This is a genomic window from Streptomyces sp. NPDC093586 (assembly GCF_044764905.1).
Classification (GTDB): domain Bacteria; phylum Actinomycetota; class Actinomycetes; order Streptomycetales; family Streptomycetaceae; genus Streptomyces.
Genome location: NZ_JBIWJA010000007.1, coordinates 50,001 through 74,937, shown reverse-complemented (window position 1 = coordinate 74,937; position 24,937 = coordinate 50,001). Strand labels below are relative to the sequence as shown.

The following is a 24,937-nucleotide window of genomic DNA, read 5'->3' as shown; positions in this document are numbered from 1 at the left end:
GGTGAGGTTCCAGGCGGCCGTACTGCGCTCGTACGAGGATCCGTTCACGGTCGAGGAGGTGGTCCTGCGGACGGAACCCGCCGCAGGCGAGATCCTGGTCGAGATCGCCGGCTGCGGGATGTGCCGGACCGATCTCGCGGTCCGGCGATCGGCCGGCAGCAGCCCGCTGCCGGCGGTGCTCGGTCACGAAGGGTCCGGGGTCGTGGTGCGGACGGGCGGTGGCCCGGACACCGCGATCGACGTCGGTGACCACGTCGTGCTGAGCTTCGACTCCTGCGGACACTGTCGCAACTGCCGCGGCGCGGCCCCTGCCTACTGCGACTCCTTCGCCTCCCTCAACCTCTTCGGGGGTCGCGAGGAGGAAGCGCCGCGGCTCACCGACGCGGCCGGGGGAGCGCTGGCCCCCCGGTGGTTCGGCCAGTCCTCCTTCGCCGAGTACGCCCTCGTCCCGGCCCGCAACGCCGTCCGGGTCGACCCCACGCTGCCCGTCGAAATGCTCGGGCCGCTCGGCTGCGGCTTCCTCACCGGCGCCGGAGCCGTGCTGAACACCTTCGCCGCCGCCCCGGGCGACACCCTCGTCGTTCTCGGCGCGGGAGCCGTGGGTCTGGCCGCGGTGATGGCAGCCACCGCCGCCGGCGCGCTGACCGTGGCCGTCGACCGGCACCCCCGACGACTGGCCCTGGCCGAACGCTTCGGCGCGATCCCGCTGCCCGCCGGAACGGCAGGACTGGCCGAGCGGATCCGACGGCTCACCGGCGGCGGCGCGCAGTACGCGCTCGACACCACGGCCTCCGCCCCTCTCCTCAACGACGCGCTCCGGGCACTGCGTCCCACCGGCAGCCTCGGTCTGGTGGCACGGCTCCACACCGCGCTGCCGCTCGAACCGGGCACGCTCGACCGGGGCCGCAGCATCCGTCACATCTGTGAAGGGGACGCCGTCCCCGGACTGCTGATACCGCTGCTGACCCGGCTCTGGCAGGCCGGACGCTTCCCCTTCGACCAACTCGTCCGCACCTACCCGCTGGCCGACATCAACGAGGCCGAGCGCGACTGCGACGCCGGCCGCGTGGTCAAACCCGTTCTGCTCCCGGCCGGAAGGAGCCGGTGAGCGCGGCACGCAGCACCGCGGACCCACCGCATCCGACGAGCAGGAAGCTCGCGGTCCCCACTCCCGCCGACGGAGGAGACATGGCTGGCACGGCGCCGCAGCACAGGGGCGTGGAAGGGGTGGACGGAGGCGTCGGCCTGACCGCCCTCCTGGTCGCCGCGGCACGGGCGATCGAGACCCACCGCCACGACAGCCTGGCCCGGGACGCCTACGCGGAACACTTCGTGCGCGCCGCCCCGGCGTGCGCGGACTGGCCGGTGCGCATCCAGCAGGTCCCGGACGGGGACGGCGACCCGCTGTGGGGGCGGTTCGCCCGCTACTTCGGCCTGCGGACCAGGGTTCTCGACGACTTCCTGCTCCGGTCGGTCCGGACGGGCCCCCGGCAGGTGGTCCTGCTGGGCGCGGGGCTGGACACCCGCGCCTTCCGGCTGGACTGGCCGTCCGGCTGCGCGGTCTTCGAGATCGACCGGGCGGGCGTGCTGGGGTTCAAGCACCAAGTGCTCACGGATCTGGCGGCCACCCCGAAGGCGGAGCGCGTCCCCGTAGCGGTCGACCTGCGCGCGGACTGGGGCGGCGCGCTGACCACCGTCGGCTTCGACCCGGCCGCACCGAGCGTCTGGCTGGCCGAGGGACTCCTCTTCTACCTGCCGGGCCCCACCGAGACGTACCTCATCGACACGGTGGACAGGCTGACCACCGGAGGCAGTGCTCTGGCCTTCGAGGCCAAACTGGAAAAGGACCTGCTGATGTACCGAGACAGCCCGATCTACACGGCGACGCGAGAACAGATCGGCATCGACCTGCTCCACCTCTTCGACAAGGGGCCGCGCCCCGACTCCGCGGGCGCCCTGACGGCCAAGGGCTGGTCCACCTCGATGTACACGCCCTTCGACTTCACCCGTCGGCACCGGCGTGGCCCCCTTCCCGAGCCGAACGACGCACTGGAGGGAAACCGGTGGGTGTTCGCGCACAAGCCCCGGCCATGACGCCCGCAGCGCTCACGACGGCTTCCGCACGGGGCCGAGGGCGGGGCCTGCCGCAGGCCCCGCCCGGTGGGACGTCCCGATGGAGGCGGCGGCCCGGTCGCGTCGCAGCGGTCGCCGCCCACGCCCGGGGATGCCGCTGACGGGCCGTTTCAGACGGTCCGGGCAGTCACCAGCTGGTCGCCCGGGATCCCGGCCATGTCCGGCGCGTAGTAGTCCTCGATGCCGGCCGCCCACGTAGCCACGGTGATGCGGTCCTCGGCGTCCGGGCCGAAGGCGTCGAAGAGGGCGTGGATGTTCGCCTCCTCGAAGCCGATCGCCGTCATCAGCGACACGAAGAGGGGGCGCTCGATCAGGCCGTCCCCGTCGGGGTCGCCGAGCGCGGCGAGCGCCTCGGCGAACTCGGTGATCGTGGGGCCGAAACGCTCGGGGTCGAGCACGAACGGACGGAACTCGTCCACGGTGATCACACCGTCGCCGTTGGCGTCCAGTTCGGTGGCCAGCGTCGTCCAGTAACGGCGGAACGCGGCCCGGACGGCGGCCTTGGCGCCGTCGTCCGACGCGGCCGCCGCCTCCAGGACACGGCCCGTCATCAAGTCGAAGTCGTCGGAGTCGATGACTCCGTTGCCATTGGCGTCGAAGAGGGAGAAGACCAGCTCGACCCGCTTGGCGGCCTCAGTTCGCATGTCCGTCACCTGTCCTCTGCGGCCCGACGATTCCGGGCCTGCCCGATGAGCGCCTCTACCCAGCCGTGTCGGGACACACGAGGAGGCCCTGCCGGCTGTGTTGACGCAACCGAACGCCCACGGTGTCAGCGGCCTCGACTGTCCTTCCCGACCCAGCGCGTGCAGCGGCCATGCCCCATAGAACCGTCATGAAGAGCCGCGGTCTCCTGATCTTCGCTTCTGGTGACAGACGGACTGCTGAATGAGCGTGTGTGACAAGTCGGATGCCTCGTCTGTGACAACCGGACCGCTTCGGCCGACCCCATTCGCCGGCACGTCCGACCCCGCTGGCGACAACTCCTGAGCTTCGGTTCGACATGTAAGCCGAAGCGCGACAGGTGTCACCGAAAGGCCGTCCCGTAAAGATCTCCGGAGTGGTCGATGGCCTGCCCGTTCTTGTCGTCCGACGAGGATGAGGTTGTGCAGGCGTGCGATGCCGGGCATGGTGTGGGGGACGCCGTCGCCCTTGAGACGGCAGTCGCGCGGGATCTTCCAGGGCCTCACGCGGGCGAAGGCGTGCTCGACGAGGGCGCGGATCTTGTGGTGGGAGGCGTCGTGTTCCTCCTTCCGGGCCGGAAGTTCGGCCCGGCCGCGTTCGCGGCGGTGCGGAACGACCAGACCGGTTCCCCGGTAGCCGCCGCACGCGATCACGGTCGTCCCGCCGACGGTGCCTTGCCGGAGATCATCTCGATGACACGGTGGGCCGGTCCGCGTAGCCTCGGCGGAGGCGGGCGATCAGAACGACGCGGGGGCGGGGAGTGGGACGCCGGCATGGTCGTCCGTGAGGCGTTTCCACAGCTTGACGTCGGTGATGCGGCCTTCACCGACCCCAGGGGTGTGGAGGGCGGTGATGCCCTGCCGGTGGATGAGGGGTCCGTCGTGGCAGGCGGCCTCGACACCTGGGTACTCGCGGAGCCACTGGCTGGGCTGTTCCGCGTAGCGTCCCTCCCGGAGTGTGAGCGGGAGCCGGGTGGTTGCGTCGACCAGGAGGGTGCCGTAGGTGTCGCCGTGGAGCGCGAAGTCGTCCCCCCCAGCACCCGAGGTGTCTCCAGTGGCGGAAGCGGTGCCCGCATCAGCCGGGACGGAACGGTGCATCGCGAGAGCGTGATGCTGAGGACGCGCGGCATCCGGACACCGCCCCGGCCGGTCGGCACCACACCGACGGCCTCCATCAGGCGCTGCGACTGCGGTGTGCGCCGCTGGTGACGCGCGGTCGGTCCCGGCACCTGCACGGCGAAGGCCGCTTTCGGGCAGGTCGGGTTTTCGCAGCACAGGCGGCGTACGGACGAGTCGATGTGCAGAGGCCGGAGCAACCGGTTCAGCTGAACGTGCGCCGGTAGGCCTGCGGGCTGACGCCGGTGGTGCGTTTGAAGCGGTCACGGAAGGTGGTGGGTGAGCTGAAGCCGACCTGGTAGCCGATGCGCTCCACGGAGTGCTCCGTGGTTTCCAGCAGGTGCTGTGCCTGGCGGACGCGGGCACGGTGCAGCCACTGGAGCGGGGTGGTCCCGGTGTGATCACGGAAGCGTCGGATCAGGGTTCGGGTGCTGGTCCCGGCCCGCTCGGCGATGTCGGCAAGGGTGAGGTCTCGGGCCAGGTTCTCCCGCAGCCACGTGTGCAGCTCCTCGAGCTCGGAGCCCTGCGGTGTGGGCGCGTGGTCGTGGACGATGAACTGCGCCTGCCCGCCTTCCCGTTCGAGAGGCATCACCGACAGGCGGGCGGCGTCGGCGGCGACCGCCGAGCCGTAGTCGCGGCGGATCATGTGCAGACACAGGTCCATACCCGCGGCAGCGCCGGCCGAGGTGAGCAACTGGCCGTTGTCGACGTAGAGGACGTCCGGGTCGACGTCGATGTCCGGGTAGGCGGCGGCCAGAAGCCCGGCCGCGCGCCAGTGGGTCGTGACGCGCAGCCCGTCGAGGAGCCCGGTGGCGGCCAAGGGGAACGTGCCCACGCAGATGGAGGCGATCCGGGTGCCGTCGGCGGCGGCCGACCGCAGCGCGTCGTGCACGGCGGGAGGGAGCGGGGCGGCGAGATCCGTGACGCCCGGCACGATGATCGTGTCCGCGCCCTGAAGGCCCTCCAGTCCCCAGGGGGCACGCAGGGTGAAGGATCCGGCGTCGACCTCGTCGCGCTCCGCGCACACGCGGACCTGGTAGCCGGGCCGCCCGTCGGGCAGGCGGGTCCGGGAGAAGACCTCGATCGGGGTGGACAGGTCGAACGGGATCACCTGATCCAACGCGAGAACGGCAACCGTATGCATGGCGAGAACGTACCTCCCCATCAGCTTGGCGGATCCGGGCCGGTGCGCTGGAAGCTCCATGTCACCGCAGCTCACACCCTTCGAGAGGGTCTTGGCATTATCCCGTTGAAGCCTGTCACTAGTGCCACTGGGCGAGCACGCGGAGAGCCGGTTGACTTCGGAGCGTCCCGATGGAGACCGACCCCGAAGGAACGTCCATGCACATCCAGGTCGTCCTGTTCGATGGCTTCGACCCGCTCGATGCCATTCCCCCTACGAGGTGCTGTACGCCGACGGCCCGGCGTCGGACGGCGCGGTGACCGTCGAGCTGGTCACCGCAGAGGGCCCTCGTGAGATTGTCAGTGGCACCGGAGGACCGACGCCGCACGCCGTCGGCGCCCTCGACCCGGAGCGCGCCGACATGCTTCTGGCGCCCGACGCCTCCGGCCACGTGGGCGAACCCGGCGGGGGCCCGGCGGAAGAGGTGGGCGCCGGCGAGTGGAAGCGGGACGAGTTCATCCCGATACTGCTGGGCCGCACGCCGACCACCGAACTCCCCGCGCTTCTCGAGCGGACAAGGGGCGACCCGGACATCACCGTCGCCACCGTTCGCGGCGGCCCACTCGTCCCGGCCATGGCCGGCCTGCTGGAGGGACGCCACGCCACCACCCACCACATGGGTCTCGACCTGTTGGACGCCACCGGCGCCCACGCGGTCCGCGCCCGCATCGTGGACGACGGCGACCTGATCACCGGCGCCGGCGTGACCTCCGGTCCCGACAGGGGCCTGTACCCACTGGAGCACGAGGCGGGTTCCTGCGTCGCGCACGCCGTCGAGGAGCTTTTCTCCCACGAGCGGCGCGGCACCGTCCGGCGCGCGCAGGGACTGACGCCCACCCCCCTCTGAGCATCCGGCCCTTCGCAGATCAATCGCTCCCTCCGTGCACAGTCAGGAAGAACATCAGCATGCCCGTCGAAGGCACCTGGAACCTGTCCGTCTCCACCTCCATCGGCAAGATCAAGGCCGTGGTCGAACTCCGTGAGCAGGACGGCGTCCTGACCGGCGTCGCCCACGGAGCCGGCGAGGAAGCGACACCCGCCGACATCACCCTCGTCGGCGACCGGCTCACCTGGAAGCAGGCCACCACCGAACCCATGCGTCTGAACATGACATTCGACATGACAGGGAACGCCGACACCCTCCGGGGCGCCTCCAAGGCCGGTCGCCTTTCGTCCTCGAAGGTCACCGGCGAACGCCGGACCACCCCGGAGCACCAGGCGTGACCAAGATCCTTCTGTCCCTGCACGTCCTGGCCGCCATCATCGCCGTGGGCCCGGTCACCGTCGCCGCGAGCATGTTCCCCGCGGTACTGCGCCGCGCCCTCGGCGACTCCGACGACGCCCGCACCACTCTGCGGACGCTGCACCGCATCTGCCGGATCTACGCGGGCATCGGCATCGCGGTTCCCCTCTTCGGCTTCGCCACGGCCAGCAGTCTCGGTGTCCTCGGCGACGCCTGGCTGATCACCTCGATCCTGCTGACCGCGACGGCCGCGGGCGTACTGGCACTCCTGATCCTGCCCGCCCAGGACGGCGCTCTGGCCGAGACGACGGGTTCCGCCGCGCAGCCGCCGGCGCCGACCTCCCTGACCCCGGGCCGCCTCGCCATGGTCACCGGCGTCTTCAATCTCCTCTGGGCCACCGTCACCGTGCTGATGGTCATCCGTCCCGGCTCCACCACCGGGGCATGACCATGAACCTCCGGCCCGCGCCTCATCTGCGCATCGCGGCTCACGCCGAGCTGATCTCCCTGATCGTGATGCTGACCAACGTGTTCACCGTCCATCTCAAGCCCATCTCGTCCCTGACGGGCCCCACCCACGGCTGCGCCTATCTGTTCGTCGTGATCGCGACCTGGCGCCTCGAGCAGGCGGGGGCCGCCGTCAAGGCCCTGGCCCTCGTTCCGGGCGCCGGCGGGCTGCTCGCGCTGCGACAGCTCGACCGCGGCGACCGGGCCCGGCCCCAGGGGGAAGGAGTCATCCCCTCATGAACCTCGTGTCACCGGTGATCGTCGGCATCGTCTACTGCCTGTTGATGTCCCTGATCGAAGAACCGCACCGACGCCGCTTCAACGCGATCATGGTGGGCGGAGCCGGCGCCGCCTATCTGAGCGGGGGCGGGTTCGGCCCGTGGGAGCTCCCGTTCGTCGCGCTCATGGCCTACGTCGCCTACCGCGGCCTGGACTCCTGGACCTTCATCGGCGTCGGCTGGCTGCTGCACACGGCCTGGGACGTGGCCCACCATCTCAAGGGCAATCCGATCCTGCCGTTCGACCACGACGCGTCCCTGGCATGCGCCGTCTGTGATCCGGCCATCGCCCTGTGGTGCTTCCGCGGAGGCCCTTCCCTGATCACGCTCGCCCGCCGCGGGTTCAGGACCGGCCGGACGACAGACCGCGCACACGATCACGCCTCTGCCGCCTCCTGACCGGACCGCGCCTGCATCTGACGGGCAGACCGGGCGGCGTCCAGACCTGATCGAGGTCTGGACGCCGCCCGAAGACGACGCGAAGAGGGGGTGCGGAACAAGTCCGGGACGAACCGGTCGGCTTCGCGTTGCCGCTCACTCCGCGGTGCTGCGCGAGGAACCGTACGGCGCGTGAGCTGCTGCGCCAGTCGCGGTCGTCCCCGAGCTCTGCGCCCCACCTGTCTGATGCTCACGGATCGGCAAAGGCGTCCGGGGGAGTGTCACGACGTCAGCTTTCGCCCTACCTCTGGCAGGTGGTGGGGATTCCGTCCGGAACCCCGCCCGACCTGGTCAAGGGGTGCCGAACGCCCTGTGGGAGGCCCGGGACCCAGTGCCGTGTACGGTGCCGCGAACGATTCCAGCGTCGTGTCCGTCACCGCTGTTCACACCGCCCGACAAGGGGTCCATCGGCACGCTGACACCTTGCGCCCTTCCCCCGAGACGTCGGCGAAGGGGAAGAAGTCCACTCGGACCAGGAAGGTGCGGGCCGATGCGCTGCGGACGCTGGGGAGCGTACGGACAGCCACGGTGCGGCAGATGGCCCAGGTGATCGCGGCGGAGGATGCCGACGGCCGGTCGTACGCGCGCAGGGCGATGAAGAAGCCGACGGCGCCGGGGCTGGCGGGGACGAAGGGCAAGGACGGACGGCATCCGATCTGAAACCTGACCCGGCGGGGCAGAAGGCTCTGGCCGACGGCAACGAGCTGCCTTCCGGCTCGGCGCGCCCCGCGAGGACCTGCTCGCGACGGTACGGCTCGCCCACGGCCTGATCCGCGGGCAGCTCACCCCGTGAGGGCCCGACGGCGGGCGGCGGGACGGCGCAGCACCCTGTACAGCACCCTGGGTGGCCCACCAGCCGCAGGCTCACGCCAGGACCGCGCAGGCCGACGCCCGTGGCCCGGGCGGACGGCCCAGGTTGCCCGTGAGGGCGGGTCCTGGACCGTCTCGGCGTTCCGCCGCGGCCTGGCAGGCTCGTATGAGACCGACCTCACCTTCAGCGACTGGCTCTACCTCGCGCTGCCCGGCGGGACGGCCACTGACTGGCTGCCGGAGTGGGAGCCGCTCCCGCACCCGATCGACCTTGGCGAATGAATCCGGCCAGTCGGCCTGGGCCCTGCACAGCCCTCAGCCGCCGTCTGCTACCCGAGTGGCTTTCACCGGACAGCAGAGACAGAACGGCTGAGCACCGCTCACAGGTGGCGAGCAGCGCGCGTGAGTGGTGACGACCACCTCCTTCATCCCGCAGCTTCACCCACGTCGATCGGCACGTCCGGTGACAGCCGTCGAGCTTCGGCACAGCGGCGGAGCCGGAGTCCGCCGCCGACCGCCGGCCCCGTGCCCCGGAACACCACGCCCCCGTGGCCGGGGACACCACGCCCCCGTGGCCGGGGCCGCCCGCCGTCGCCCGTTCCGGACCCCGTTCCTGGGTGAGTGAGGCGTGATCGTGCTCACCGCGCACGCGACCGGCTCCCTTTCGCGTCCGTCCCGCTTTCGTGCCCGGTCGATCGACGTCCGGCCTGCACGGACGATCCCCGGCAAGGGCGACGACCGGTGCGACGACGGAGACCCAGTGCCGGACCGGGGTTCTGGGCACGGTCCGGGCCGGTCAGCCGCGGGAAGGAGCGGGCGGCGGCCAGGAAACCGAACGTCGTCAGCACGAACGGCCAGGTGAAGGCGTGCCCGCCGGACGGGGCGAGCAGCGCAGCGACGGCCGGGGTCAAAGCCGTCGCGGTCGCCGCGCCGAGCAGGGCGTACAGCAGCGTGGCCGGCGCCGCCGGCAGGAACACCCCGCACAGCGCAAGTGCGACCAGCACCGCGTTGTAGCCCATGGTGCCGTCGGCGATCCGTTCGGCGGGCGCCCCGAGCGCCCAGGCGGTCACGATGCCCGTCACGCTGCCGGCGCAGGCGATCAGCCCCGCCGTCCGGCTCGCCAGGAAGACACCCACGAGCAACAGCGCCCCCACGTGCCATCGCTCCAGGAAGAAGAGCTGGGACACGTTGTGGAGGAACGCCCGCGCCAGGTCGCCCGGGTGCAGGGCGGTCGGCCCGGAGGCCGCGCCGGGCAGCGCGGCGAGACTGTCGCCGTACGGCCAGATCCGCCGGAAGGCGGGCGCGGCGACGGTCACCGCAACCGCCAGGAGGCAGTACGGCAGGGTCAGCGGCGGCAGGTTCCAGACGCCCAGCAGACGCACCGCCGCCGCCGTGCCGATGGTGACCACGATGCAGCCCGCGGCGGCGAGCAGTGCCGTGGCCGGCCGGTCCCGGCCGAGGAAGACGGCGAGGCAGAGGGCGAACAACGCGGAGTTGAAGCCCTCGAGACCCGCCTCCTGCCGATCGCGTGGCACGCCGAGCCCGCGGGCGGTCCAGGTACCCAGGGCCGCTCCCCCCACCGCGTACGCGGCGTACCGCCAGTCGGCCATGCACAGGGCCACAGCGAAGACGGCCCCCGTCCATGGACTCACCTGGAACACCACTTGGCCCAGGCCGCGCAGCACCTGCGTGCAGAAGCCCGGCACATGAGCCGGACACCCCCACCATCGGGCCCGTACCGACCGTCGCACGTCCCGCCCCCTCAGTCATGTATTCCGTGAAGCGATATCGGCTTTCCGTAATACGATATCTGCTGTTGGGTGTGCTGAGGCGGATGGACGGAACCGACGGATGACCGAAGCCGGGTCACCGCGACCGGGCCGGCGCCGGCCTCGGGCTGGGCGATGTCTGCGCCCCGCGCCCGCCACCTGCCCGCCATGCCCGAACCGGCCCGCGTGCTCGCGCCCAGCCGCGCCCCGGAACACGCCCCCGGGCCGGGGTCGCCCGTCGTTGCCCGGTCCGGCCTCCGGCCCGCGCGGGCGCGCGGACGGTGCGCTGCTGGTGGGCCCTGCTCACTCGATGCTCGACCGCTGGGACGACTGCACGACCGCGAAGGTCGACATGGTCCGGGCCACGAACACCGCGCACGCGCCGTGGACGATGGCGAAGGACGACGACAAGCGCCGCGGCCGCCTCGAAGCCATGCGGAGCCTGCTCCACCGCTGCGACTACCCGGCCAAGGACGCCGACGTGGTCGGCAGGCCCGACACCCTGGTCGTCGGTGCGGCGGACACTCCGCTGGAGCCCGGGGAGGAGCAGGCGGACCCGTCCCCGACCCCGCTCGCCGGCCACGGCGAGGGACCGGGACTGCACCCCGGGCAGGACTGAACCGGAGACGCCCGCACGGCCCCCACGGTCACTCGGACCCGCACACCCGTTTGAGCGAGCGGGTCGGGGCAATCCGCAGGAAAGACGCTGCCCGCCGGGCGGCCGAGAGCCGTGAAAGGGGCTTCGCGGTGACCGTAGCGGTGCAACAGGGCGGCGGGGGAGGCTCCAGCGGCCTCTACGACGTGCTGGAACTGATCCTCGACCGGGGCCTGGTGATCGACGCCTTCGTGCGGGTCTCCCTCGTCGGCATCGAGATACTCAAGATCGACGTACGCATCGTGGTGGCGAGCGTCGACACCTACCTCCGTTTCGCCGAGGCCTGCAACCGCCTCGACCTGGAGGCCGGACCGCGCAAGCCGGCCGGCCTGGCCGAACTCCCGGGACGCATGAAGGAGTCGGGCTCCCGCGGCGTGGCGAAGGGACTCCTGTCCGGGGCCGCCGAAACGATCTCCGACGCCTTCCAGCAGGCTCGGAAGGACAGGCACGCACGGTAGGGTCCGCCGCCTGTCCCGATGGCGTCGGGACGCCACACGCGCAGATCGGCGGCCAGGGTGCGACGGCAGGTGAACGTGCCCCTCACCGAGGGGGAGCGGACCGAGGCCCCCGTCGCCGAGCGGTGTCCGGTGACGTTCGGCGCCAGTCGTCAGGCACGGTGAGGAGGAACCGGCGGGCGAGGGCACGGACACCGTCCCAAGTCGGGTCCGTCGTCAGGGCGTCGGACCAGAGGCCCGCTCGGTGGCCGGCGTCGATCGCGCCGAGCCGTCGGCCGACAGCCCGAAGGGCAGCCAGGGCCCGGGGCGGGAAGGCCTCCCGCTCGGCGAGTTCCTCGCAGACGCGGCACAGGAGTTCCGCCTCCGCGACGACGGACCCGGTCTCCGGCTCACGCCCGTCCAGCCGGACGAGCTGGTCCTGCGGATCCGCCGCGAGGAGGTCCATGAGGCGCAACGTCCAGGTGCGCAACTGCGCGTCGCCCAGCGAGTTCATGCGCACAGGATCGCACCGGTCGGGTGCCGGGACCGAGGCAGCCCTGAGCGCTGGCCGCAGCCGGTGCCGCCACCGTCGTCGGAGCAGGCCGCTCCGCCCCCGCCGACCGGCTCGCCCTGACCGGCTGCAGCCTGCCGGCCGCGCCCGGCCCCCTCCTCATGGAGGCGTACGCGATGCGGGGCGCCCGTGTCGCACACGTGCTCGAGACGGAGCGTCAACCGGCCGGGGCAGGGAATAGCCTCAGAGGGCCGGGCAGCCTCGGCCCGGCCCAGGGATGGTCATCGCAGCTGTGGTACCCGGGAGTGACGATGTGGCTGAACGTGTCGAGCGAGGAACTGCCCGCCCAGGAGCGCTTCCCCTTCTGGGCCGACCTGCTCTGCCGCGAACTGGCCCCCCTCACCCTGAGCAGCGCGAAGGCCGACTCCGACTTCCCCGCCAGCGTGGGCCTGCTCGACCTCGGCACCGTGAGACTGGCCGCGTTCGACAGCCCACCGGCGCGTCTGAAGCGCACCGGGGCCGACATACGGCGGGCGGATCCGGCCACGTACCAGCTCACCTTCGTCTCCGGCGCTCCCCTGTGGATCAGCCAGCGCCGGCAGGACTCCGGGCTGGTGTGCGGTGACATGGTGCTCTGGGACAGCTCGCACCCGTTCGAGGGCGCGGTCCCCGACCAGGGCCGGCACACCCAGGCACACATCCTGCAACTGCCCCGCGAACGGCTCCCGCTCCCGCCCCACAAGGTCGACCGGCTCCTCGCCCGGCCCCTGTCGGCCCGCTCCGGCCTGGGCGCGATCCTCGCCCGGTTCGTGACGACGCTGGACACCTACGGCCCCGACTGCGAACCGGGCGCACTCGGCCGACTGGGGGCGACGGCGCTCGACCTCGCGGGTGCCTGCCTGGCGGAGCACATCGGAGCCGACGGCGAACTCCCTGCCGAGACCCGCCGTCAGGCCCTGCTGGCCCGCGTGAACACCTTCATCGATCACAACCTCGGTGACCCGGACCTGAGTCCGGCGGCCATCGCCGCACACCACCACATCTCCGTGCGCTCCCTGCACGCCCTCTTCCGGGACGAGGGGGAGACCGTCGCGGCCTCGATACGCCGGCGCCGGCTGGAACGCTGCCACGCCGACCTCACCGACCCCCGGCTGCGACGACGTTCCATCAGCGCCATCGCCGCACGTTGGGGGTACCTGCGCCCGCCGGACTTCAGCAGGGCGTTCCGCGCGAGATACGGCGTGCCGCCGCGAGAGCTGCGGCAGACGGCACTGCGCGGTGCACCGGACACGCGACGGGCTGCGCTGAACGACAAGTAACCGCACACGTAACGCCAATTCACGGCCGCCTCCGCACGCCACGATGGACGGGACGGGGGGAAGCCAGGGCTCCGCCTCGCGGGCGGAGTCCTGGCCCGTCCGCTCCCGTCGTCATGACCGATCACTCACGGCACAGGTGTCACGCGTCGCCATCGACAACGAGCGGGCCGCGCGGGAGGCCACCGAACACCTCATCGGCCTCGCCCGCCGCGCAGCCGGACCCCGTGCACCATTCCGTCGCCGAGCATCCAGTGGTGGGCGCGGACGTCCTCGACGGGGAAGGTCGCCGCGATGGGTACACGCAGACGGCCGGCTGCGACAAGGCGCGCGATGTCCTCGAGAGCGTCGGGTGCGGCGTTGGCGCCGTCGGCGGCAGGGACTCCGGCGTCCTGGCCGGCGATGGCGCAGAGGCGACCGTCCGGCACCCCCGACTCGCGAGCGACGCGCACCGTGTCCGTGCCGTACAGGTCCAGTGCCGCGGTGACGGGGCCCGCACCGAGGCCGCGGACCCTGCCGGTCAGGCCCTCGCCGTACGCGACCGGTCGGCGCCGAGGCTCCTCGACTCGGCCCACGACCCAGCTCATTCACGGTGCGGGACCGGACCGCGAGCAACGGCATCCGCTGCTGACACCTGACGGGTACCGTGCCAATGACTTGGCGGCATCGACGTATGAGGACCCGGGGGACATGAGAGAACTGACCGAACAGGACCCACGGGTACTGGCCGGTTTCCGCTTGCTCGCACGGCTCGGCGAGGGCGGCATGGGCCGGGTGTACCTGGCGGTCGACCGGCGGGGCGAACGGGTCGCGGTCAAGGTCGTTCACCCCGAGTACGCGACGGACGACGAGTTCCGGCGGCGCTTCCGCCGGGAGACCCGGCTCGCCGCTCGTGTGGCGGGTCCCGGCCTGGCGCGCGTCGTCGCCGCCGATCCGGACGCCGAATCACCGTGGCTGGCCACGGAGTACGTACCCGGCCTCGCTCTGTCCGAGGCGATCGGTGCCTACGGCGCGTTCGACACCGAAGGCCGCATCACCGCCCTCCGTAGTGCGGCCCACCCGGACAGACTCCACGCCGCCACGGACGGCACCGCCTGCGACATCACCACGCGCTGAGCGTCACGGCAGCCGGTTGCGCCGGCCCCGGGCCGTCGTGCCGTCGGCATGCGCGTGGGACGCCGCAGCAGCGAGGTGGGGGTACCCCCCCGGCCGGATACGACGATGAGCCCCATCGCGACTGTCCGCCCTCTCCGGCAAGCTCTTTGCCCACGGGGCGGATCGCACTGCGGACCTTGCCAAGGGCACGGAGACGAGTCGGCCGGATCACTCACCAGGAGGTCGGGATGAAGCGCGTGCATCGGGTGCTGGTAACGGTGACGACTGCGTTGACACTGCTCGCGGCGCCGACCGCCGCGCTTGCCGTGCCGGGGAACGCGCATCGCGCCGGACTGCAGGAAGGGCTGGACGGCATCACCGCCACGAGCGCCGTGGGTGCGCTGATGGAGGTGCGTGACGAAGACGGCGTGTGGCGGGGCACCAGCGGGGTCGCCGAACTGGGCACGACGCGGGAGGTCTCGGCACACGGCCGGTTCCGGATGGGCAGCATCACGAAGACGTTCGTCGCCACCGTCACCCTGCAACTCGTGGCCGAGGGCCGGCTGGAGCTCGACGACACGGTCGAAACGTGGCTGCCCGGCGCCGTCCCCGACGGCCACCGCATCACCGTGCGGCATCTGCTCGACCACACGAGCGGGGTGCCCGACTACCGTCCCACGCTGCCGATGCCGCCGACGCCGGAGTTCCTGGACAACCGCCTGCGGACCTGGTCCGCGGCCGAACTGGTGCAGCGGGCGGTGGCCGGCCCGCCGGCATTCGAACCACCGGGCTCCGACTACGCGTACTCCAACACCGGCTACCTCCTGCTCGGCCAGATCATCGAGAAGGCGACCGGCCGGTCGTACCGCGAGGAGATCGAGCGCCGGGTCGTCCGGCCCCTGCGGTTGCGCGGCACCTCGCTGCCGGGGATGTCCCCGCACATCCAAGGGCCGCACCCGCACGGCTACGTACCGATACGGCAGGGCACCGAGAAGCGTCTCGTGGACGTCACCGTGATGAATCCGTCGGTGATGGGCGCAGGCGGTGAGATGATCTCCACGACAAGTGATCTCAACCGGTTCATGGCCGCACTGCTCGACGGGCGCCTCCTGCCGGGCCGCCTGCTCGACAAAATGAAGACACCGGGTGTCGAGAACGGGACCTACGGGCTGGGACTGCGATGGCAGGACACCTCGTGCGGGGTTCGTGTGTACGGCAACGACGGCGATGCCCTGGCGTATCAGTCCTGGTCGTTCTCCACGGAGGACCGGCGCCGCCAGGTCACGATCGCGCTCACGCCCGACTTCCGCGGCGACCCCGACGACGCCGTCGACGCGCTCCTGGACAAGGCATTCTGCGACTGACCCTCACCCAGCGGGGCGCCCGGTGCCCGCGAGGGCGCTCTGACCGTCCAGGTCAGGACCAGGGAAGGACGGGGGGCTCCCCACGCGACGACCGGACCGATCGCGACGGTACCGCCGGTGTGTCCCCTCACCTGTCGGCAGAAGCGACGGGTGTCCACGCCGCGGGCATTGCCGAGGACGAGCGCGCCGTTGGTGGAGAAGGGGGAGGTGCCGACGACCGTGGTGGACATCGCCAGGGCCGCGATCGGTCCGGGGGCGCTGAGGTGACCGGAGAGCAGCAGCGGAACCGCGAGGGGGACGATCGCGGTCAGGACGGCCGTGGAAGAGGCGAAGGCCGAGGTGATCGCCACGGTGAAGCAGAGCGTCAGGGCGCCGGAGACGGCGAGAGGGGAGAACGCGCCCGCGTGCCCACCACTGATCGCCACCATTCCGGCCGCCGAGGGATCGGCATGGAACATGGCGGCGATGGCGTGCGAGGCGCGTGCCGCCGCGCCGGGGCGTGTACCCCCACCCGGCAGGAAGACGGGCCAGGTCAGGATCCCCGTACCGAAGGGTTCCACCATGGCGTCCTCGCCCGCTGGTGGCGGGACTGCACCAGCGAAGTCAGGGATCCGCCCCAGCGCCGCCCCCACCCCTGGGGGAGGAGGCCGGTTCAGTCGATGCGGTCGTAGACCAGGGCAAGCGTGCCGTCCTCGCCCGCGGTCTGGCTGACGAGCGTCCACTTGCTGGTGGGCAGGCCGTCGTCGAAGAGGCGCGGTCCACCGCCGAGGAGTACGGGGAAGACGGTGAGGGCCAGCCGATCGATTCCGCCGGCCTGGAGCAGTGCCTTGATGACGCTCGCGCTGGAGAGTACGAGGATGTCGCCGTTCCGGGTGGCTTTGAGGTCTTCGGCGACCTGGGCGGTCGGCTTGTCGACGATCGTCGTCCGTTCCCACGGTGCCGCATCGAGGGTGGAGGACAGGACCACCTTGTCGGTGTCGACGAGCCACTTCGCGAAGCCCTCGTCGCGCGGGTCGGCGCCCTCCATGCCGATGACGCTGGGCCAGAATCCGAGGAACCCCTCGGCGTTGACGCGGCCGAGCAGGGCCGTCGTCGCCGTTTCCCAGAGGCTGGTGAGATGGTTGCGGGCGACGTCGGACACTGCGTACGGCATCACCCAGCCCATGTCGAGCGGGTTGTCCGGGGCGGCGTAGTGGCCGTCGAGGGAGAGGGCCAGGTTGGTGACGATGCGGCCGCCGGTCTGCTGGTTCATGTCGTGCTCCTCGTTGTGGAAGGGTTCACCACGGGGACGGAGCCGGCTACGGGATCTCGACATCGGCGTCCCGATTCCTCGGGTGTCTCGTGGCTGTGCCGGGTGAGCACTCTCGTGGTGTCCGGGAGACAAGCAGCTCTGCCTGATCGATGACCGCCTCCTCCGCATCGACGAACCCGGCTACACGGAACTCGACCGGCGTGACCGGCCCCCGCTTCTTCGCGACCACTGTCGACCGCCTCACCTTCGGCGGCGGGATCATCGAGACCGGTGCGGACTCCTCGACAACTGCTCCTCGCGCCCCCAGGGACGGTCCCGACGTCGATCGTGCCGGGCTGGGCTGGATGACCTGCTCCCCGTACCTGCCAGGACGGCCGTGGCCGCCGGACGGCGGATGACGGGTGGAAGCAGTCCGCGTGACGCGTGGCAGCCGGTGGTCCCGGCCGGGGTGGCGGTGACGGGACCTCAACGGGGTGGCATGGCCTCAGCCACCGGCACCGACATGAACGTGACCGCACGCCAGAACCGGGCGGACGGCTGGAACCAGTGTTCGGAAACCGACGATGCGGGGAAGCTGGTCCGCCGACCGGGCGCCCCGGCGTCGGCCCGTCAGCGCCCGGAGCCGGACGGTCCACCCGGCGCGGCTCGGGCGCGGCGACGGGCATGATCGCCCCGGGGGGGACGTCGTCCATTCGGTGCCGCCGCCTTCGGGGCTCAGCCATGCCACCGGTTTCGGTGTGCCGCCGTCGGGAGCGATGGTCCCCAGCACGCCGACCCGGCCGGAGACCGTGGGAGCGGTCCGGGACGCCGGCCGTCCACCAGCGCACGATGACCATCTTCATCTCGCCGAGCCAGCTCCCGTACCCGCCGCCAGCCGTTGCGGAGGTCCGGGCGGCGTCCTGGAGCGGCGACTACGGCAGGGACACCGAGCCGGCACGCATGGGCCGGCGGATGACCCAGACCCGGCTCGGTCATGTGCCGGGCCTGTCGCAGCCGGCCGTCTCCCGTCCGGAGAAACGCGGCACGAGGCCTTGACAGACCGACGTCCTGGCGGTCGCCGCGCACCTGGACCTCCGGCCCGGCCGCGTCGGGCTGTCCAGCGGCCGGCCGAGGCCATGGGCGGGAGACGACGACATGCACCGACGCGCCCTCCTCGGCGGGGCGGTGGCCGCAGCCACCGCCCCGGTCCTCGCCGCCCCGCCCACCCCCGCATCCGCCGACGCCTCCCACGGCCAGGCCGCCGCGCGTGCTTCCCAGGCGGACAGGTCCCTGGGAGGCGACCTGGGAGCAGCTGGGGGACAGCCGCGCCCGTGATCACTCTCCTCTGACGTCGAACTCGGACTGTTTGTCATCGAAGTCGGACCGGCGGAGTCCGTCGGTGCGGGGACGAGGGGCTGTCCGGCGGGGCTTCGTGGCTTGACCGCCGGCGGCATGTCACCAGTCGACGTGCGCCTCGATCCAGCGTTCCAGTCCTTCCGTGTCGCCCGCGGGCGGCAACTCGGGGGCCAGGCTGAGGGGAGAAGCAGCGAGCTGCAGATGGGTGAGGTAGCCGTACGGGCCGTTGTCCGCGTGCGGGCCCACGATCACGGCCTGCGTGGCGGTGCGCCAGATCCGGTGAGGCATCGCCGGGCCCGTCACCACAGCTGCGTTGCTGGTGACCGTTCGTTCCGGAGCGGCTCCGAGATGGGCGGTGACGGCGTCCCCGGCCCGGTCGAGCACCTCAGCACATGCCTCCACCGTGGACGGGCGTCGGACGGTCCAGCCCGGGGCCCGGCCCCAGTCGTCCACGAGTTCGCCCAGCCAGGGCATGTTGTCGAGGTCCTCGTCGTCCGGGTCGACGGGGTACAGCTCTCCGAACGCCAGGAAACGTCGCGCTGTCGGATCCCCGAACGGGGTGTCGCCCTCGGTGCACAACACATGCCCGAAGGCCGTGCGGTAGGAGTCGGTCAGGCATTCGTGTTCCCAACTCCAGCCCCGGGCGCGCAGAACGGCGTCGAGCGCGTCGAAGCCGTCGGCAGCCGCCGGTTGCTGCGGCAGGGCAAGGAACTCTGCCACGGCGGCCGGGGTCAGGGAGCAGTGGGCCAGAGCGTGCACAGGGGTGGGCATGGGGCCAGGTTATGGGGTGCCTGTGGGGGCTTGCCGACGACCGCGGACCGGGACAGCGAGCGCGCACGGGCCGTGGTGGCCGCGCTGGCGCTCGCCGCCTACGACCGGCGATTCGGATCCCCTCGTGTCCCATCCCGGTCTCCTCGATCCGAGATGCCGGACCGTGGAATGCGGCTCGTCGGACGGCGAGGTCCTGTTCGCGGTCATGCCGGAGGAACCGGACCACGTGACGGCGGCTTTGAAGAGTACGTGACCTGGTGGCTCATGCGGGAGCAGTGGTGTCCCTGCCGGGGCGGGCGCGTCGGTGTTCCAGCGCCCGCCTGCTGCCGGTGGGTACAGGTCACCATGCGGCTTCGCCGTGGCCGGGCTGCTGACATCCCCGTTGCGACCCTTTCGCCCATGTCCTGGCTGGAGTTGAGGACGGAGAGGGCGGTATGGACGGCGCGGACGCCGGGGATCGGGGCGCGCTCAGCCGGTTGCGCGTCGGTCGGGGCCTCCGCGCGTGCCGCCGTCGTGCAGCGGCGTCGTCGGGCGGGGAACATCGGTGGGGGAGAGGTGTCAGATTGACGTGTCCTCACGGCCAGGGCCCGCTCCAGCATTGGCCTCGCGCCCCGAAGCGCCAGGACACGCCACCCCAGCCACTCCGCAGCGTTCACCGGATAGTGAGCAACGGCGTCGCGAGCCGCGACCGGCCCCGGATGTGAAGAAGTCCCGCCCTCCGAGGTGTCGGGGGGCGGGACCGGGGGAGCGCCGGGCAGGCCTTGCACCTGCATTTCCCCGCAGGAAGCGGGGCGTCTTTCCTTGGACGACCGACGCGCAGAAGACAGCCGCCGCAGCGACCCGCTTTGCAAGATCGATTATAGGGGCCATCGCACTGCCGTGCACATCGCGTTCGCGGCCCCGTGTACGTCGGGCCTGACCAGATGTCAGGCAGCATTCGTCACGCAGATGCCCGGTCATCGGCACAGCGCCGGTGACCGCGCCCGAGATCCGACACCGCTCGAGGAACGCCCATGACTGATCTCACCACCCTCACCGAGCTGTGCACCCCGCCCGGGCAGACCCTGGGAATCGGCTGGGGCACGGTCGAAGCCGCCCTGGGCATGCCGCTGCCGCGGGACTACAAGCAGCTCGCCGACCGGTACGGGCCCGGATCCTTCAACGACTACCTCGGCATCTTCCACCCCCACGGCGTGACCGAGTACGTCAGCCTCACCGGCCCCATGCCCGGCCGGATCCGCACCCGGCTGCGCAAGGACTACGACCAGGGCACGCATCCCGTACCGCACGATCCGGACACGCTTTTCGCGTGCGGGGCCACCGACAACGGCGAGTACCTGTTCTGGATCACCGACCCCGCCACCGATCCCGACCGCTGGCGTATCGCGGTCAACGAAGCCCGCGGCCCCCGCTGGTACACCTACGACGGAACCCTCACAGCCTTCCTCACCGGTGTCCTCACCGGACAGAAGCGCGTGCCCCAGTTCCCGCCGAGCCTCCTCGACGCCCCCGCCTGCTTCACGCCCTCACGTCCCACCCTCGTCAAACCGCCACCCCCCACCGATGCCCGGCCCGTCGACACGGCAGCGATCCGCTCCTGGGCGCGCGCCCACGGCTACACCGTGCCGCCTCGAGGACGGATCCCTATCGGAGTCCGCGAAGCCTGGGAACGCGCCACTCGCCGCTGAAGACGCAGGGGGCCGGGGGATGAACGCCGCCGCCTCCGGCGTGCGGCTCACCGAGGAGGAACGGGCGGCCCGTGGCGGCTGCCCGGTGCTCCATGCCGCCATCGCGCACCCGGAAACTGCGGTTCCGCCGAACAGCGAAGCGACCCGACCGGAGAGTCGGATTGCTGGACGGTATCGAGAAGTCCCGGCCGGGCAAAGGCCCGTAGCCCGCTGAGCGGCACCTCGGGAACCGTATCCGCGGCGACGGCCCGCCGACCGACGGATTCGGCCGAGCCGCGTGAGCCGGCCAAGGGCCCGGTGCCTGAGCCGGCCGGGCGCGTGTCGGTGAGCACCTCGCGGAGCCCTGGCACGAGGTCTCGGTTCCTGAGCTGCGGTCCGGGCTCAGGCGCGCTGCGCCCAGTCCTGGTCCAGGCGGTCGGTCAGGCCCGCGGCGGCGAAGGCTGCCTCCAGCTCGTCGCGGCCCTCGGTGAAGTGGGCCCAGCTGTCGTGGTGGACCGGGACGACACGGCGGGCGTCGAGAATCCGGGTGGCCTCGGCCGCCTGGGCGCTGTCCAGGACGATCAGGTTGCCGTCGAAGAGCATGGGGAAGCGGGGGGCGCCGGCGAACAGGAGGGCGGTGTCGATCGGGGCGAAGCGGTCGGCGATCTCCCTGACCGCGTCGAGCGAGGCGTTGTCGCCGCTGACGTAGACCGTCGGCAGTCCCTCGCCCGTCAGGACGAAGCCGACGACCTGGCCGGCGAGGGGCTCGATCTCCTCACGCGCGCCGGGGCCGTGGATGGCGGGGACCCCGGTCACCGTGATGGTGCCGCCGCCCGGACGCTCCAGCTCGATCGACTCCCAGTCGGCCAGGCCCTTGGCCTTCGCCCCGAGGCGCTCGCCGCCGGCGGGGGTGGTGAGGGTGAGGGGGACGTCGGCGAGCAGGGCGCGGCCGGAGGTGTCGAGGTTGTCGGCGTGCTCGTCGTGGGAGAGCAGGACCACGTCGATGGGGCCGAGGTCGGCAGGGGTAGTGGTGGAGGGGGCGGTCTTGGTCAGGGTCGGGCCACCGGGCGAGGCGTAGTCGCCGGGGCCGTCGAAGGTGGGGTCGGTCAGGAAGCGCAGGCCGCCGTACTCGAACAGGGCGGTCGGACCGCCGAACGTGCGGACCGGGAACTGGCTGGCGTTGAGCTGGGACATCACGTCTCCGTTTCTCACGAAAAAAACCTGCGGTTAACGTGATTCCAGACTAGGCGGGCGTCACGGAAAAATGCAATCGCTACCATGAGAGGCATGGACGACACCCTGGCCGCCGACGTGACACCGACCGCTCTGCCCCCGGCACCGGGTGCCGACCGGTACCGCTCCCTGGACTTCGCCGACACCGCCGCCACCCTGCCCGCCGGCCAGAGCTACGACCTGCTCGCCGCCACGGAATCCGCCATGCGCTGGCTCGCCGCCCACGACCTGACCACTCCGGAGGTGCAGCTGTACGAGGTGTGCGCACAGCGGATGCGCACACTGCGCGCCCACATCCGCGCTCTGTTCGCCGCCCGCGTCGACACCACCACGCCGCCCGAGGAATCCCTGCGCGCGGTGAACGAGGCCCTCACGGCCGTGCCCACCGCCCCCCTCCTCGCCTGGGACGGGGCCCGGGGGCTGCGCCGCATCCAGGCGCACCCCACCGACCAGGCCGTCAACCACGCGCTGGCGACCCTCGCCGCCGACGCCGCCGACCTGCTCACCGGTCCCGACGCCGACATCCTCGCCGCCTGCGGATCAGCCCCCTGCGACCGGTTCCTCCTGCGCACCCACGGCCGGCGCCACTGGTGCTCCACACGCTGCGGCGACCGTGCCCGCGCCGCCCGCGCCTACGCCCGGCGCAGCGGCGCCTCGGACTGACGCACCACCCCCAGGGCCCTCCCGTGGACCGCCCGACGGCCACGCGAAACACCTCCAGCAGGCTGCTTCCGGTTGCCAACCGACAGCCGGGCACTCGATCACTGAAGATCACTACTTTGACTCCGCCGTCGCGCGGGCGGCGAGTCCGTCGAGCAGATCCAGCCCGGCCTGATCATCCCCACCGGCAAGCGCAAGGAACGGAACCGTCGCAATCCACACCGAACCCGGAAGGCCCTCGCCCGTTCGAGCACCGAGCACGCGTGTCGCCAACGTCCCGGGGCGGCGCGGCTAGCGTGTGGCGTAGGCGCGGACGAAGGCGTGGACTCCGTCGATCATGATCTGGCGGACCTTTTCCGGGTCGGCGGTGGCGGGGACCGGCTGGCGTTCGAAGGCCAGTAGGACGGTCAGGGCGGTGAAGTGGTCGGCGGCCAGGCGCGTGTCGTCGGTGTCCAGGAGACCGGCGTCCGCGAAGTGAGCGAGGCGGTCCGCCAGGTCCTGCGAGGCCGCGTCCGTGGCGAGGTCGTCCGTGGTCGTCGGCGTCTGCAGGCGCTGTTGGGCGACGAGGGCGAAGGCGGCGGTGTAGTCGGCGGAGCCGACGATCGACGTGCCGAGGTCGATCGCGAACGCCGTGAGCGCCTTCTCCAGTTGCGGCACGGTCGTGATCCGCGCGTCCGTGGGAAGGTGCTCGTCCAGTGCCCGGCGGCTCGTGGCCAGCATCGAGTCGGACGCCGCGGTGAGGATGGCGAGGAAGAGCCGCCGTTTGTCGCCGAAGTAGTCGTACACGGTCCGCTTCGACACCTCTGCCCGTGCCGCGACGGCGTCCATGCTGACGCGGTCCACTCCCTGCTGCGCGAACAGGTCCCGCGCGGCGGCGAGGATCGCCGTCCGCTTCTCCAGGGACCCCTCGCGTACTGGCTTCTCTCCACCGACTGTGCTCATGTCCACCTCCAGGGCCACTCTATACGGTGCAGTTTACTAACTGCACTGCACGGTGTAGTGTCCATTGCGTGATCGCGTGATCGCGGCAGCTACGACCTCACCGGCCGCACGGCCGGTGAGGTCGTACCGGGCCGACGGTGACGAGGGCCTCCCGTGCTCGTCGGCACGAGTACGAGCCGGGCACGGCGACGGACCCGGCTTCGGGCTGCTGTACGGGTCCCCGGTCCTGCGTTGAACACATCCAAGAAGACCCCACACGTTCAACATCCGGCCGCCGTATCGGCGCGGTGCGGCCAGGAAGGATTCATCATGACCGAGACCCTCCCCAAGCGCTCCGCGCTCGTCTCCGGCGCGAGCATCGCCGGCCCCGCGGTCGCCTACTGGCTGCACCGCTACGGCTTTGACGTGACCGTCGTGGAGAAGGCGGGCGCCGTGCGCGGCGGCGGTTACCCCATCGACATCCGCGGCACCGCCGTCGAGGCGGTGCGGCGCATGGGTCTCCTGCCCCGGTTGCGGAAGGCTCACGTCAACACCCACCGCATCACCTTCCTGGACGCCGACGGCGGCACCGTCGCCGCTCTGCGTCCTGAGAGCATGGCCATCGGCGCCGACGGCGACCTCGAAGTACGGCGTGGCGAACTGACGCAGATCCTTTACGACGCTGTCCGGCACTCCGTCGCGTTCGAGTTCAACGACTCCATAGCCGCCCTCGACGACCGCCCCGACGGCATCGAGGTCACCTTCCGCAGCGGCGCCCGACGCGCCTTCGACGTCGTCATCGGGGCCGACGGGCTCCACTCCCACACCCGTCGGCTGGTCCTCGGCCCCGAGGAAGGCTTCCACCACTACCTCGGAGCCTGTTTCGCCGGCTTCACCCTTCCCAACCACCTCGGCCTCACCTCCGAGGGCCTGTTGTGGAACGTCCCCGGCCGGTCCGCCGCCCTGTACGCCGTCGGCTCCGGCCAGGACGTGTTCGGGCTGCTCACCTTCAGGCGCTCCGACCCGCCTTTCGACGCCTTCCGCAACCTCGACGCGCAGCGTGAGCTGCTCGCCGCCACCTTCCCGGACGACCGCTGGGAGATCCCGCGGATCGTCGCCGAGGCGCACGCCGCGGACGACCTGTTCTTCGACGTTGTCAGCCAGATCCGGATGACGCGCTGGTCCGCGGGCCGGGTCGCGCTGGTCGGCGACGCCGCCTACGCACCGTCCTTCCTGACGGGACAGGGCACCAGCCTCGCCCTGGTAGGCGCCTACGTACTGGCCGGCGAACTGGCCGCCCGCGCCGACCACGCCGAAGCGTTCGACGCCTACGAGAGGGTGATGAGGCCGTTCGTGACCCTCAACCAGGCGCTCGCGGGCGACGGCGACACAGAGCTTTTCCCCGCCACCGAACAAGCCCTCCAACGGCGCAACGCCGCCCTGCGCACCCTCTCCGCCCTCCCCGCCGACCGGGCGCACGCCGAGTACAGCGTTCTCACGCTTCCCGACCACCACTGACCTGCGGCCCGCGCTCCATACTCGCGTTGCGGCGCCGCTCGGGCGCCG

Annotated in this window: 26 protein-coding genes and 3 pseudogenes; 18 read left to right on the top strand and 11 right to left on the bottom strand. The window is 71.6% G+C overall.

From position 1 onward, the window contains the following. The first annotated feature begins 1 nt into the window (after nt 1). Both ACIRFH_RS10400 and ACIRFH_RS10395 read left to right on the top strand, forming a co-directional pair. Nucleotides 2–1,108 (top strand): NAD(P)-dependent alcohol dehydrogenase, encoded by a 1,107-nt coding sequence (locus tag ACIRFH_RS10400; protein WP_403518857.1) that lies wholly within the window; start codon nt 2–4, stop codon nt 1,106–1,108. 80 nt (nt 1,109–1,188) lie between these two features. Continuing rightward, a complete protein-coding gene (locus ACIRFH_RS10395; RefSeq protein WP_403518856.1) occupies nt 1,189–2,094 on the top strand; it encodes a class I SAM-dependent methyltransferase in 906 nt (301 codons plus the stop codon). 149 nt (nt 2,095–2,243) lie between these two features. Here ACIRFH_RS10395 and ACIRFH_RS10390 read toward each other — a convergent pair whose 3' ends face one another. The 4 genes and pseudogenes from ACIRFH_RS10390 to ACIRFH_RS10375 form a co-directional block, all read right to left on the bottom strand. After that, nucleotides 2,244–2,777 (bottom strand): EF-hand domain-containing protein, encoded by a 534-nt coding sequence (locus ACIRFH_RS10390; RefSeq protein WP_403518854.1) that lies wholly within the window; start codon nt 2,775–2,777, stop codon nt 2,244–2,246. 441 nt (nt 2,778–3,218) lie between these two features. Continuing rightward, nucleotides 3,219–3,491 (bottom strand): annotated as a pseudogene (locus tag ACIRFH_RS10385) (transposase family protein); the annotation flags it as partial. Between the two features lie 60 nt (nt 3,492–3,551). Then, entirely contained in the window at nt 3,552–3,911 is a 360-nt protein-coding gene (locus ACIRFH_RS10380) for a hypothetical protein (RefSeq protein WP_403518852.1), read from the bottom strand. A 223-nt stretch (nt 3,912–4,134) separates the two neighbouring features. After that, nucleotides 4,135–5,073 (bottom strand): GlxA family transcriptional regulator, encoded by a 939-nt coding sequence (locus tag ACIRFH_RS10375; RefSeq protein WP_403518850.1) that lies wholly within the window; start codon nt 5,071–5,073, stop codon nt 4,135–4,137. A gap of 197 nt (nt 5,074–5,270) precedes the next feature. On the opposite strand from ACIRFH_RS10375, the pseudogene ACIRFH_RS10370 reads away from it, so the two are divergent. The 6 genes and pseudogenes from ACIRFH_RS10370 to ACIRFH_RS10345 all read left to right on the top strand — a co-directional run bounded on the left by ACIRFH_RS10370 (nt 5,271) and on the right by ACIRFH_RS10345 (nt 8,238). Continuing rightward, a pseudogene (locus ACIRFH_RS10370) lies at nt 5,271–5,959 on the top strand (DJ-1/PfpI family protein). 59 nt (nt 5,960–6,018) lie between these two features. Beyond that, nucleotides 6,019–6,336, top strand: a complete 318-nt coding sequence (locus ACIRFH_RS10365) for a hypothetical protein (protein ID WP_403518848.1) — start codon at nt 6,019–6,021, stop codon at nt 6,334–6,336. Then, complete coding sequence (locus ACIRFH_RS10360; protein WP_403518846.1) at nt 6,333–6,803, top strand: DUF2269 family protein; 471 nt, start codon at nt 6,333–6,335, stop codon at nt 6,801–6,803. Before ACIRFH_RS10365 ends, ACIRFH_RS10360 begins: the two co-directional genes overlap by 4 nt. After that, a complete protein-coding gene (locus tag ACIRFH_RS10355) occupies nt 6,800–7,102 on the top strand; it encodes a DUF3817 domain-containing protein (RefSeq protein ID WP_403518844.1) in 303 nt (100 codons plus the stop codon). The genes ACIRFH_RS10360 and ACIRFH_RS10355 overlap by 4 nt, the downstream gene beginning before the upstream one ends. After that, the gene (locus ACIRFH_RS10350) at nt 7,099–7,539 is read left to right on the top strand and encodes a DUF6010 family protein (protein ID WP_403518841.1); all 441 of its coding nucleotides are present in this window, start codon (nt 7,099–7,101) and stop codon (nt 7,537–7,539) included. Before ACIRFH_RS10355 ends, ACIRFH_RS10350 begins: the two co-directional genes overlap by 4 nt. Nucleotides 7,540–8,115: 576 nt before the next feature. Continuing rightward, complete coding sequence (locus tag ACIRFH_RS10345; protein WP_403518839.1) at nt 8,116–8,238, top strand: hypothetical protein; 123 nt, start codon at nt 8,116–8,118, stop codon at nt 8,236–8,238. A gap of 788 nt (nt 8,239–9,026) precedes the next feature. On the opposite strand, the gene ACIRFH_RS10340 is transcribed toward ACIRFH_RS10345, so the two are convergent. Continuing rightward, nucleotides 9,027–10,040 carry an urea transporter gene (locus tag ACIRFH_RS10340; protein ID WP_403518837.1) on the bottom strand — a complete coding sequence of 338 codons (1,014 nt, stop codon included), beginning with the start codon at nt 10,038–10,040 and terminating at the stop codon, nt 9,027–9,029. A 430-nt stretch (nt 10,041–10,470) separates the two neighbouring features. Between ACIRFH_RS10340 and ACIRFH_RS10335 the strand changes: the two are divergent. Beyond that, nucleotides 10,471–10,776 (top strand): annotated as a pseudogene (locus ACIRFH_RS10335) (polyphosphate kinase 2); the annotation flags it as partial. Between the two features lie 128 nt (nt 10,777–10,904). Next, entirely contained in the window at nt 10,905–11,270 is a 366-nt protein-coding gene (gene gvpJ, locus ACIRFH_RS10330) for a gas vesicle protein GvpJ (RefSeq protein ID WP_403518834.1), read from the top strand. 82 nt (nt 11,271–11,352) lie between these two features. On the opposite strand, the gene ACIRFH_RS10325 is transcribed toward gvpJ, so the two are convergent. Beyond that, nucleotides 11,353–11,760, bottom strand: a complete 408-nt coding sequence (locus ACIRFH_RS10325) for a hypothetical protein (protein WP_403518832.1) — start codon at nt 11,758–11,760, stop codon at nt 11,353–11,355. Between the two features lie 308 nt (nt 11,761–12,068). On the opposite strand from ACIRFH_RS10325, the gene ACIRFH_RS10320 reads away from it, so the two are divergent. Then, nucleotides 12,069–13,076, top strand: coding sequence for a helix-turn-helix domain-containing protein (locus ACIRFH_RS10320; RefSeq protein WP_403518830.1), 1,008 nt, complete (start codon nt 12,069–12,071; stop codon nt 13,074–13,076). 191 nt (nt 13,077–13,267) lie between these two features. On the opposite strand, the gene ACIRFH_RS10315 is transcribed toward ACIRFH_RS10320, so the two are convergent. Beyond that, a complete protein-coding gene (locus ACIRFH_RS10315; RefSeq protein WP_403518828.1) occupies nt 13,268–13,648 on the bottom strand; it encodes a hypothetical protein in 381 nt (126 codons plus the stop codon). Between the two features lie 115 nt (nt 13,649–13,763). On the opposite strand from ACIRFH_RS10315, the gene ACIRFH_RS10310 reads away from it, so the two are divergent. Together ACIRFH_RS10310 and ACIRFH_RS10305 are read left to right on the top strand one after the other, a co-directional pair. Continuing rightward, nucleotides 13,764–14,189 (top strand): hypothetical protein, encoded by a 426-nt coding sequence (locus ACIRFH_RS10310; RefSeq protein ID WP_403518826.1) that lies wholly within the window; start codon nt 13,764–13,766, stop codon nt 14,187–14,189. Between the two features lie 227 nt (nt 14,190–14,416). Then, complete coding sequence (locus ACIRFH_RS10305; RefSeq protein WP_403518825.1) at nt 14,417–15,532, top strand: serine hydrolase domain-containing protein; 1,116 nt, start codon at nt 14,417–14,419, stop codon at nt 15,530–15,532. A 652-nt stretch (nt 15,533–16,184) separates the two neighbouring features. Here ACIRFH_RS10305 and ACIRFH_RS10300 read toward each other — a convergent pair. Beyond that, nucleotides 16,185–16,784, bottom strand: coding sequence for a dihydrofolate reductase family protein (locus ACIRFH_RS10300; RefSeq protein WP_403518823.1), 600 nt, complete (start codon nt 16,782–16,784; stop codon nt 16,185–16,187). Between the two features lie 828 nt (nt 16,785–17,612). Between ACIRFH_RS10300 and ACIRFH_RS10295 the strand changes: the two genes are divergently transcribed. Beyond that, nucleotides 17,613–17,819, top strand: coding sequence for a hypothetical protein (locus ACIRFH_RS10295; RefSeq protein ID WP_403518821.1), 207 nt, complete (start codon nt 17,613–17,615; stop codon nt 17,817–17,819). A 99-nt stretch (nt 17,820–17,918) separates the two neighbouring features. Next, nucleotides 17,919–18,098 (top strand): hypothetical protein, encoded by a 180-nt coding sequence (locus ACIRFH_RS10290; protein WP_403518819.1) that lies wholly within the window; start codon nt 17,919–17,921, stop codon nt 18,096–18,098. A gap of 120 nt (nt 18,099–18,218) precedes the next feature. On the opposite strand, the gene ACIRFH_RS10285 is transcribed toward ACIRFH_RS10290, so the two are convergent. Then, nucleotides 18,219–18,890 (bottom strand): hypothetical protein, encoded by a 672-nt coding sequence (locus ACIRFH_RS10285; RefSeq protein WP_403518817.1) that lies wholly within the window; start codon nt 18,888–18,890, stop codon nt 18,219–18,221. 1,013 nt (nt 18,891–19,903) lie between these two features. Between ACIRFH_RS10285 and ACIRFH_RS10280 the strand changes: the two genes are divergently transcribed. Then, a complete protein-coding gene (locus ACIRFH_RS10280; RefSeq protein ID WP_403518815.1) occupies nt 19,904–20,578 on the top strand; it encodes a histone-like nucleoid-structuring protein Lsr2 in 675 nt (224 codons plus the stop codon). Between the two features lie 381 nt (nt 20,579–20,959). On the opposite strand, the gene ACIRFH_RS10275 is transcribed toward ACIRFH_RS10280, so the two are convergent. Continuing rightward, nucleotides 20,960–21,751, bottom strand: coding sequence for an MBL fold metallo-hydrolase (locus ACIRFH_RS10275; RefSeq protein WP_189232825.1), 792 nt, complete (start codon nt 21,749–21,751; stop codon nt 20,960–20,962). Between the two features lie 93 nt (nt 21,752–21,844). On the opposite strand from ACIRFH_RS10275, the gene ACIRFH_RS10270 reads away from it, so the two are divergent. Then, nucleotides 21,845–22,453, top strand: coding sequence for an ABATE domain-containing protein (locus tag ACIRFH_RS10270; RefSeq protein WP_403518813.1), 609 nt, complete (start codon nt 21,845–21,847; stop codon nt 22,451–22,453). Nucleotides 22,454–22,741: 288 nt separating this feature from the next. Here ACIRFH_RS10270 and ACIRFH_RS10265 read toward each other — a convergent pair whose 3' ends face one another. Further along, nucleotides 22,742–23,392: a TetR/AcrR family transcriptional regulator gene (locus ACIRFH_RS10265; RefSeq protein ID WP_403518811.1), complete on the bottom strand. Its 651-nt coding sequence runs from the start codon at nt 23,390–23,392 to the stop codon at nt 22,742–22,744. Between the two features lie 309 nt (nt 23,393–23,701). Between ACIRFH_RS10265 and ACIRFH_RS10260 the strand changes: the two genes are divergently transcribed. Next, nucleotides 23,702–24,889 (top strand): FAD-dependent monooxygenase, encoded by a 1,188-nt coding sequence (locus ACIRFH_RS10260; protein WP_403518809.1) that lies wholly within the window; start codon nt 23,702–23,704, stop codon nt 24,887–24,889. Nucleotides 24,890–24,937: the final 48 nt, after the last annotated feature.